The 615-nt window shown below is 60.0% G+C and carries 1 protein-coding gene; it reads left to right on the top strand.

Annotated features, from left to right (window positions below):
• The coding region (locus J5M71_RS26565; RefSeq protein WP_243434364.1) for an ABC transporter substrate-binding protein at positions 1-615 on the top strand (615 nt) is incomplete at both ends.

The raw sequence follows: 615 nt of genomic DNA, 5'->3' as shown, positions 1-615 counted from the left end.
GATCTACGACACCCTGACCAAACACAGCCTCGACGAGCCGTTCACCGAGTACGGCCTGATTGCCAGCAAGATCGAAAAAGCCTACGACAACAGTTGGGTGCGCTTCTACCTGCGCCCGGAAGCACGCTTCCACGACGGCCACCCGGTGCGCGCCGACGACGTGGTGTTCAGCTTCGAGACGTTGACCAAGGAAGGCTCGCCGATGTTTCGCGGCTATTACAACGACGTCGCCGAAGCCATCGCCGAAGACCCGCTGAAGGTCTTGTTCAAGTTCAAGCACAGCAACAACCGCGAGCTGCCGCTGATCCTCGGCCAGTTGCCGGTCCTGCCGAAACACTGGTGGGCCAGCCGCGACTTCAACAAGGGCAATCTGGAAATCCCGCTGGGCAGCGGCCCGTACAAGGTCACCCAAGTGAAGGCCGGCCGTTCGGTACGTTACGAACGGGTCAAGGATTACTGGGGCAAGGACTTGCCGGTCAACCGTGGCTTCTACAACTTCGACACGATGACCACCGACTACTACCGCGACAACACCGTCGCCCTCGAAGCGCTGAAGGCCGGGCAGTTCGATTATTGGCTGGAGATGACCGCGAAGAACTGGGCCAGCGCCTATAA

Origin of the sequence: Pseudomonas sp. 43(2021) (assembly GCF_017490805.1) — a bacterium.
Taxonomy (GTDB): Bacteria; Pseudomonadota; Gammaproteobacteria; order Pseudomonadales; family Pseudomonadaceae; genus Aquipseudomonas.
This window is presented reverse-complemented; position numbering and strand designations above follow the sequence as displayed.